We start from the raw sequence: 7,674 nt of genomic DNA, 5'->3' as shown, positions 1-7,674 counted from the left end.
CGCCATCTGGCACAACCGCGCCACCGGCCAGCCCATCACCCGGTCCCTGATCGCCTACGACCACTGACCCGACTTAGGACTTACTCGTCTAGAGCCCCCCGTTCTCTCCGGCCCCGCCGCCCGCCCGGGCAGGCGGGGCCGTCGTCGTTCCCGCCGCCCCGGGCTGCTCGTGGCGGCCTGACGGATACTGGGGGAGGCGAGCCCAGGACACCTGTGAGGGAGTGGTCTCCATGCTCTATCTCTTCGGTTTCGAGCGCATCGGCGTGGCCGTCGGCGACCTGTACTTCGTCGACCCCGACCCGGGAGAGCACCAGGAGGGCGCCGAGCACGGCGTGCGCCTGGAGATCCGCAGGCTCGCGCCTGGCGAGCTCAAGGGGTCGATCTACTCGGCCCGTCCGATCGTCGTCGATCAGCTCATCTGGCGGGTCGACCTGCTGGAGTCGGTCGACGGCACGCCGGGCAGCTTCGACCGTACGCACCACCACCCGGGCTCCAGCGGCTGGGAGCCCGACCGGCGGGTGTTCGACGAGGAGCTGTCGGCCGAGCCGCTGAAGTGGCTGGGGGAGCGGCTGGCCGACCTCGACGGCGTGCTGCGGCAGTCGGGCGTCGATCCCGCCGAGGTGGGCGCGGACGACGCGGCGAGCCTGCGGGAGACCGCCCCCGAGATCGTCGACACCGTCCGCCGCCTGCTCGACCGGGTGCGCGCCGGCGAGCTCGGCACCGCCCCGGCCGGCGGCCCGGCGGCCTCCGTCCGGTCGAGCTGGCTCTGAACGGCACGATCCAGGCATTCCGGCGCCCGGATCGGGGTATCACGCTCCGGGCGCCGCGCCGGGCGCGACGCGTCCCGCGGACGCGGGCGTACGTGGTGTGATGGGAAAGCCTGGAGCGCTTTGTGTTTTCCCCTCGATAATCGCGGTAATTTAATCACGACTAACCCTTATTTAGCTTCGTTTGCCCAGGTCAATGGATAGGTCAACGACAAGTCAAACCGCGCGCTGTGCCCGGGAAACGATCGCCTAAGGTCCTACGATCGCTTCATGACCTGCGTACTTCTCGCCGAGGATGACACCTCGATCTCCGAGCCACTCGCGCGTGCGCTACGCCGCGAGGGCTATCAGGTAGAGGTGAGCCCCGACGGCCCGCAGGCCCTGGAGAGGGCCCTGTCGGGCGGCATCGACCTCATCGTTCTCGACCTCGGGCTGCCAGAGATGGACGGTCTGGAGGTCGCCCGCCGGATACGTGCCGAGGGGCACGGCACCCCGGTTCTGATACTCACGGCCCGCGTCGACGAGGTGGACACCGTCGTCGGCCTCGACGCCGGCGCCGACGACTACGTGACCAAGCCGTTCCGGCTGGCCGAGCTGCTCGCCCGGGTGCGCGCGCTGCTGCGGCGCGGCACCTCCGAGACCCCGGTCGTGCAGGGGGTCCGCATCGACGCCGACTCCCGCCGCGCCTGGATGGGGGAGAAGGAGCTGCACCTGACGACCAAGGAGTTCGACCTGCTGCGGGTCCTGGTCCGCGACGCCGGCAAGGTCGTCACCCGGGAGCAGATCATGCGCGAGGTGTGGGACACCAACTGGTGGGGTTCGACCAAGACCCTCGACATGCACATCTCCTGGCTGCGCCGCAAACTCGGCGACGATGCCGCCAAGCCCCGATACATCACGACGGTCCGGGGAGTCGGCTTCCGGTTCGAACGCGAGTAGGCGCATGCGCCGTCGACTGCTCTCCTCCACACTGGTCGTCGCGGTCATCGCGGTCCTGTTGCTGGGGGTCCCCCTGGGCGTCGTGGTCAGCCGTCTGATCGTCGACGAGGCGGCTCAGGAGCTCGGGGCGGAAGCCAAACGTCTCGTGGGCGAGGTCGAGTACGCCCGGGTCCAGGAGACCCCGCTCGACCCGCAACAACTGGAGCAGAAGTACCCGGGCAGGTACATCCAGATCTGGGAACGCGGAACCCCTCTGCGGGTGACCGTCGTCGGCACCGCGCCGGCGTCGGGTCACCTGATGACCGAGGACGCCCAGACCAACACCGGGGTCTACGTCCGGATAAGTCGTGACCGGGATCAGGTCGAGCGCGACGTCCGGGCCAGGCTGCTGCTGATCGTGGCGCTGGCCGTCGCGGCGCTCGCGGTGGCCGTCAGCCTGGCCGTCGTCCAGTCACGCAGGCTGACGCTGCCCTTGCAGGACCTGGCGAAGATCGCCGAGCGGCTGGGGTCGGGCGACGCGCGGCCCAGCAAGCACCGCTACGGCATCCCCGAGCTGGACCGCGTGGCCCAGGTGCTCGACCGCAGCGCCACCCGCATCTCCGACCTGCTCACCCGCGAACGCGAGTTCGCCACCGACGCCTCCCATCAGCTCCGCACGCCCCTGACCGGCCTGACCATGCGCCTGGAGGAGATCGTCGCCGCCTCGAACGAGCCGGAGGTCGTCCGCGAGGAGGGCGAGGCGGCCATCGTGCAGGCCGAGCGCCTGACCGCGGTGATCGACGAGCTGCTCGCGGCGGCCCGCCGCCAGCGCCACGCCCAGGCCGAGCCCGTCGCCATCGACGAGGTGCTCATCCAGCAGATCACCGAGTGGGAGCCGGTCTTCCGCGAGGCGGGCCGCACGCTGCACCTCGACGGCACCCGCGGACTGAAGGCGATGGCCACCACCGGCGGCTTCGGCCAGGTGATCGCCTCGCTGCTGGAGAACTCCCTGCGCCACGGCGGCGGCACGGTCACCGTCACCAGCACCTGCGGCGACAACTACATCGTGATCGAGGTCGCCGACGAGGGCCCCGGCATCGCCGACGAGATCGCACCCAAGATCTTCGAACGGAACGTCAGCGGCGGCGGAGGCACCGGACTCGGGCTCACTCTCGCCCGCGCGCTGGCCGCCGCGGATGGCGGACGGCTGGAACTGGTGCGCCGCCGGCCGGCGACGTTCGCCATCTTCCTGCGCCCGGCCGAGGAGGACAGCAGGAACCGCGTGGTCAGCGGTCCTGCCTGATCTCCGGCAGCTCCACCGGGATCGGCTCGGTGGCCTCCAGGAACACCCACTTCTTGTACGACCAGTAGCGGAACAGCGTGCCGAGGCCGACGCCGGCGAAGTTGGCGATGTTCAGGCTCAGGCCGTCGTGCAGGTGGAGGGTGTACTTGGTGAAGCCGATCACCAGCAGGCCGAACAGCAGGGCGACGCCGTTGAGCAGGAAGAACAGGAAGTATTCGCGGCCTAGGCCGCTCTGCTCGCGGTGGCGGAAGGTCCAGAAGCGGTTGCCCAGGTAGGCGAAGGTCGCCGAGAGCGTGGTGGCGAGCACCTTGGAGGTGAGGGGGCCCCACTCGAAGCCGAGCAGGAAGAGGTTGTAGACACCCGTGTCGAGCAGAAAGGCGACGGCCCCGATGCTCCCGAATTTGGCCAGTTCGTGAACCAGGGACTCGAACCGCTGGTAGAGGCGCTTGGCAAACTCCACGTCCGCGCTCGGTCCTTTCCCTCGTCGAGACTGACCACCTCAGCGTACCGGCGATGTCGTACGGCCGGTGTCAGAGGGCCGAACATACCCCGCAAAGACCACTTCTAGAAATATCGCCTTATGGGCGGCATTTCTGAAAGATCGGCATTACGCTGCCGTTCAGATCGCGGGCCCGCCCGCGATGTCGGACCTGCCGCTCCAGACGGCCGCCCTCCCGGGAGCCACCTGTGCCGCTTCGACTGCTCGCGTTGGTCCTGGCCCTGCTCGCCGCGGGCTGTGGCGCGACCGGCGGCGCCCCGGTGCTCCAGGAGGATCGCACGCCTGCCCCGGCAGCCGCGCCACGGGTCGACCCGGCGACCGCCGAGCAGGCGTTCTCGCTGCTCCGGCAGCTCGACGGGGCCTGGCAGCGGCGGGACTGCGCCGCCGTACGGGAGCTGACCACGTGGGCGGAGCGGACGCTGGACGGCCGTGCCTGCGAGGCGACCCGGAACGGCCGTCCAGCCCGTCCCGCCGACCCCGTCTACGTGCTGCCCGACGCGGGCGACTGGTTCGCCGCGCTGGCCCGCGAGCCCTCGCCCGCGTACTACCTGTTCTTCCTGGAGGACGGCCGGTGGCGGCTGGGCGCGGGGCCGGTCCCGGTGCCCGGCGAGCCGGCGCGGAAGGCCGCCGAGGCGCCGGCGTCGCTGGTCAGACAGGCCCGGCTGGTGCCGCAGCGGCACCTGACGTACCTCACCGACCCGGCCGGGGTGGCGGGCGTGCGCTTCCCGGCCGGGGATCCGCTGCGCGGGCTGCTCAAGGACGTCACCGCGAACCGCGCCGACGTCGAGCTGTTCGGCACGCGCACCCTCGCGATCCCGGTGGCCGCCGGTTCCGTCCTGGTGTTCGACGCCCTGCGGCTCACGTACCAGGGAGGGCGCACGGATCTGGTGGTGATGGCCAGCCTGGTCGGCACGGGCAACCGGATCAGGACGCTCGGGTTGCGCCGGGGGCGCGCCGGTTGACGACGGCGGGGTGCCGCGGCGGGAGGGCGTGAGTTGACAACGGCGAGGTAGTCGTTCCGTCCCGGTAAGCTCACCTCACGTGAGTTCCTACAGTCCCATCGGGCCGGTCGTCGGCATCGTCGGCGCCGGTCAGCTCGCCCGGATGACGCAGTCGCCGGCCATCGCGCTCGGGGTCGAGCTGCGGGTGCTGGCCGCCGCCCCCGGGGAGAGCGCCGCACGAGTGATCGTCGACACCCAGGTCGGAGACTACCGCGACCTGGCCGACCTGCGGGCGTTCGCCCAGGGCTGCGACGCGATCACGTTCGACCACGAGCACGTGCCGACCGAGCACATCAGGGCCCTGATCGCCGACGGTCACGCCGTGCACCCGGGCGCCGACGCGCTCGTGCACGCCCAGGACAAGGCCGTCATGCGCGAACGGCTGACCGCCGTCGGCGTGCCCTGCCCCGCCTGGGCCCGCGTCGCCTCGGCGGCGGACGTCGCGGCGTTCGCCGACGAGCACGGCTGGCCGGTCGTGCTGAAGTCGGTGCGCGGCGGCTACGACGGGCGCGGCGTGTGGGTCTGCCGCACCCCCGACGACGTGGCCGAGGCGTTCGCCACCGGCGTCGAGCTGATGGCCGAGGCGTTCGTGCCGTTCGAGCGCGAGCTCGCGGTGCTGGTGGCCCGCTCGCCCCACGGGCAGGGCGTCAGCTACCCGGTCGTGGAGACCGTGCAGCAGGACGGCATCTGCGTCGAGGTGATCGCCCCCGCCCCCGGCATGGACCCCGAGGAGGCCGCCGTCGCCCAGCGCATCGGCCTGAAGATCGCCCACGAGCTGGGCGTGACCGGGCTGCTGGCGGTGGAGCTGTTCCAGACCGCCGACGGCCTCGTGGTGAACGAGCTGGCCATGCGCCCCCACAACAGTGGCCACTGGACGATCGAGGGTTCCACCACGTCCCAGTTCGAGCAGCACCTGCGGGCCGTGCTCGACCTGCCGCTCGGTTCGCCCGCGATGACCGCCCCGGTCGTCGTCATGGCCAACCTGCTGGGCGGCGACGACCCCGACCTGTTCAAGCGCTACGAGCACGTGCTGGCCCACGACCCCGGCATCAAGCTGCACTTCTACGGCAAGGAAGTGCGTCCGGGCCGCAAGATCGGCCACGTCACGGCCCTGGGCGCCGACCTCGACAAGGTGCGCGCCCGCGCCCGCCACGCCGCCGTCTACCTCATGACCGGGGAGTACACGTGACAGAGCGAATCGGGATCGTCATGGGGTCGGACTCCGACTGGCCCGTGATGAAGGCCGCGGCCGAGGCCGTGGCGGAGTTCGGCGTGCCGTTCGAGGCCGACGTCGTCTCGGCCCACCGCATGCCGGTCGAGATGATCGAGTACGGCCGGCAGGCGGCCTCGCGCGGCATCCGGGTGATCATCGCGGGGGCCGGCGGGGCGGCGCACCTGCCCGGCATGCTGGCCTCGGTGACGCCGCTGCCGGTGATCGGGGTGCCGGTGCCGCTGAAGTACCTCGACGGGATGGACTCCCTGCTGTCGATCGTCCAGATGCCGGCTGGGGTGCCGGTGGCCACGGTGGCGGTCGGGGGCGCGCGCAACGCGGGGCTGCTGGCCGTCCGCATCCTCGGGGCGTCCGACGCCGGGCTGCGCGAGCGCATGGAGGAGTTCCAGGGGCGTCTCAAGGAGCAGGCGTACGCCAAGGGTGAGAAGCTGCGCGCCGAGGCCGCGGAGCTCTGAGCAGGCAACTCAGGGCCGTCCAGGGGCAGACCGGACTTTCCGGGCGCCCGGTTCCCCGTGGTGAGGGGTCCCGGGCGTTCGGAGAGGTGCCGCGGCGGGGTTACGGGCGGCCGAGCGCCCGGTAGTGCCAGCCGGCCGAGCGCCACACCTCGGAGTTGAGCGCGTTGCGGCCGTCGACGATGCGCCGGGTCGCGACCACCGCGCCCAGCTCCTCCGGATCGAGCTCCAGGAACTCTTTCCACTCCGTCAGCAGCAGCACCACGTGCGCCCCGCGGACCGCCTCGACGGCCGACTCGCCGTAGTTCAGCTCCGGGTGAGCCTTACGAGCGTTGTCGAGCGCGATCGGGTCGTAGACGGTGACCTGTCCGCCCTGGTGGCCGATCGTCACGGCGACGTCCAGGGCGGGGGAGTCGCGAATGTCGTCCGAGTTCGGCTTGAAGGCCGCGCCCAGCACGCCGACCGTGCACCCGTGGAACGAGCCGCCCGCCAGCTCCCTGGCCAGGTCGACCATGCGGGCGCGGCGGCGCATGTTGATCGCGTCGACCTCGCGCAGGAACGTCAGCGCCTGGTCGGCCCCCAGCTCGCCGGCCCGTGCCATGAAGGCCCTGATGTCCTTGGGCAGGCAGCCGCCGCCGAAGCCGAGCCCGGCGTTGAGGAAGCGCCCGCCGATGCGGTCGTCGTACGAGAGCGCCTCGGACAGCTGCTTGACGTCGGCGTGCGCGGCCTCGCAGACCTCGGCCATGGCGTTGATGAAGGAGATCTTGGTGGCGAGGAAGGCGTTGGCCGCCGTCTTGACCAGCTCCGACGTCGCGAAGTCGGTCACCACGAACGGGACGTCCCCGAGCGGCGCGTACACGTCGCGCAGCACCTTCTCGGCCCGCTCCGAGCGCACGCCGAGCACGATGCGGTCGGGGTGGAGGGTGTCCTCCACCGCGAAGCCCTCGCGCAGGAACTCCGGGTTCCACGCCAGCTCGACGCCGACGCCGGCCGGCGACAGGCGGGCGAGCTTGTCGGCCATGCGCTCGGCGGTGCCGACCGGCACGGTGGACTTGCCGACGACCAGGCACTCGCGGTCGAGAAGCGGCGCGAGCGACTCGATGGCGCTGTCCATGTACGACACGTCCGCGGCGTACTCGCCCTTCTTCTGCGGTGTGCCGACGCAGACGAAGTGCACGTCGCCGAAGGCGGCGACCTCTTCGTAGGAGCTGGTGAAGCGAAGGCGTCCGGAGTCGAGCCCACGGCGGAGCACGGGTTCCAGCCCGGGCTCGTGGATGGGGAGCTCACCGTTGTTCAGCCGGCGGATCTTGTCCGCGTCAATGTCGAGGCCAAGGACTTCGAATCCGAGATCCGCCATGCAGGACGCATGCGTGATGCCCAGGTATCCGGTCCCGATCACCGTGAGGCGATATGGCACGAGCGAGCTCCTTTCGATCGCCAGGCATGCTACCGGCCTTCGCTACCTCCTTCGTGCCACCTGCGTCTGTTCGCAAACCGTACTAG

The 7,674-nt window shown here is 71.0% G+C and carries 8 protein-coding genes; 6 read left to right on the top strand and 2 right to left on the bottom strand.

Annotated features, from left to right (window positions below; all coding sequences use genetic code 11):
* Positions 1-230 precede the first annotated feature (230 nt).
* The 3 genes from ACIBK9_RS44505 to ACIBK9_RS44495 all read left to right on the top strand — a co-directional run bounded on the left by ACIBK9_RS44505 (position 231) and on the right by ACIBK9_RS44495 (position 2,988).
* Positions 231-770, top strand: coding sequence for a hypothetical protein (locus ACIBK9_RS44505; protein WP_357994549.1), 540 nt, complete (start codon positions 231-233; stop codon positions 768-770).
* Between the two features lie 267 nt (positions 771-1,037).
* Positions 1,038-1,706, top strand: coding sequence for a response regulator transcription factor (locus tag ACIBK9_RS44500; RefSeq protein ID WP_043620820.1), 669 nt, complete (start codon positions 1,038-1,040; stop codon positions 1,704-1,706).
* A gap of 4 nt (positions 1,707-1,710) precedes the next feature.
* Entirely contained in the window at positions 1,711-2,988 is a 1,278-nt protein-coding gene (locus ACIBK9_RS44495; RefSeq protein WP_352361812.1) for an ATP-binding protein, read from the top strand.
* On the opposite strand, the gene ACIBK9_RS44490 is transcribed toward ACIBK9_RS44495, so the two are convergent.
* Positions 2,972-3,448, bottom strand: coding sequence for a GtrA family protein (locus ACIBK9_RS44490; RefSeq protein WP_352321617.1), 477 nt, complete (start codon positions 3,446-3,448; stop codon positions 2,972-2,974). The genes ACIBK9_RS44495 and ACIBK9_RS44490 overlap by 17 nt on opposite strands.
* A 227-nt stretch (positions 3,449-3,675) precedes the next feature.
* Here ACIBK9_RS44490 and ACIBK9_RS44485 point away from each other — a divergent pair, with 227 nt between their 5' ends.
* The 3 genes from ACIBK9_RS44485 (at position 3,676) to purE (ending at position 6,174) form a co-directional block, all read left to right on the top strand.
* Entirely contained in the window at positions 3,676-4,449 is a 774-nt protein-coding gene (locus ACIBK9_RS44485; protein WP_397165054.1) for a hypothetical protein, read from the top strand.
* A gap of 79 nt (positions 4,450-4,528) precedes the next feature.
* On the top strand, positions 4,529-5,677 hold the full coding sequence (locus tag ACIBK9_RS44480; protein WP_387668896.1) for a 5-(carboxyamino)imidazole ribonucleotide synthase: 1,149 nt from the start codon (positions 4,529-4,531) through the stop codon (positions 5,675-5,677).
* Between the two features lie 20 nt (positions 5,678-5,697).
* Positions 5,698-6,174, top strand: a complete 477-nt coding sequence (gene purE, locus ACIBK9_RS44475; protein WP_357702729.1) for a 5-(carboxyamino)imidazole ribonucleotide mutase — start codon at positions 5,698-5,700, stop codon at positions 6,172-6,174.
* 100 nt (positions 6,175-6,274) lie between these two features.
* On the opposite strand, the gene ACIBK9_RS44470 is transcribed toward purE, so the two are convergent.
* Positions 6,275-7,588 (bottom strand): UDP-glucose/GDP-mannose dehydrogenase family protein, encoded by a 1,314-nt coding sequence (locus ACIBK9_RS44470; RefSeq protein ID WP_352361804.1) that lies wholly within the window; start codon positions 7,586-7,588, stop codon positions 6,275-6,277.
* Between the last annotated feature and the right edge of the window lie 86 nt (positions 7,589-7,674).

Origin of the sequence: Nonomuraea sp. NPDC050227, assembly GCF_044459705.1 — a bacterium.
GTDB lineage: Bacteria > Actinomycetota > Actinomycetes > Streptosporangiales > Streptosporangiaceae > Nonomuraea.
Note: the sequence above shows the minus strand (reverse complement) of the source record. Positions and strands in the feature narration are given on the sequence as shown.

Bases quoted from the DNA above. Each gene is read 5' to 3' on its own strand.
- ACIBK9_RS44505 (WP_357994549.1), top strand. From the start codon at position 231: ATGCTCTATCTCTTCGGTTTCGAGCGCATCGGCGTGGCCGTCGGCGAC.
- ACIBK9_RS44500 (WP_043620820.1), top strand. From the start codon at position 1,038: ATGACCTGCGTACTTCTCGCCGAGGATGACACCTCGATCTCCGAGCCA.
- ACIBK9_RS44495 (WP_352361812.1), top strand. From the start codon at position 1,711: ATGCGCCGTCGACTGCTCTCCTCCACACTGGTCGTCGCGGTCATCGCG.
- purE (WP_357702729.1), top strand. From the start codon at position 5,698: ATGGGGTCGGACTCCGACTGGCCCGTGATGAAGGCCGCGGCCGAGGCC.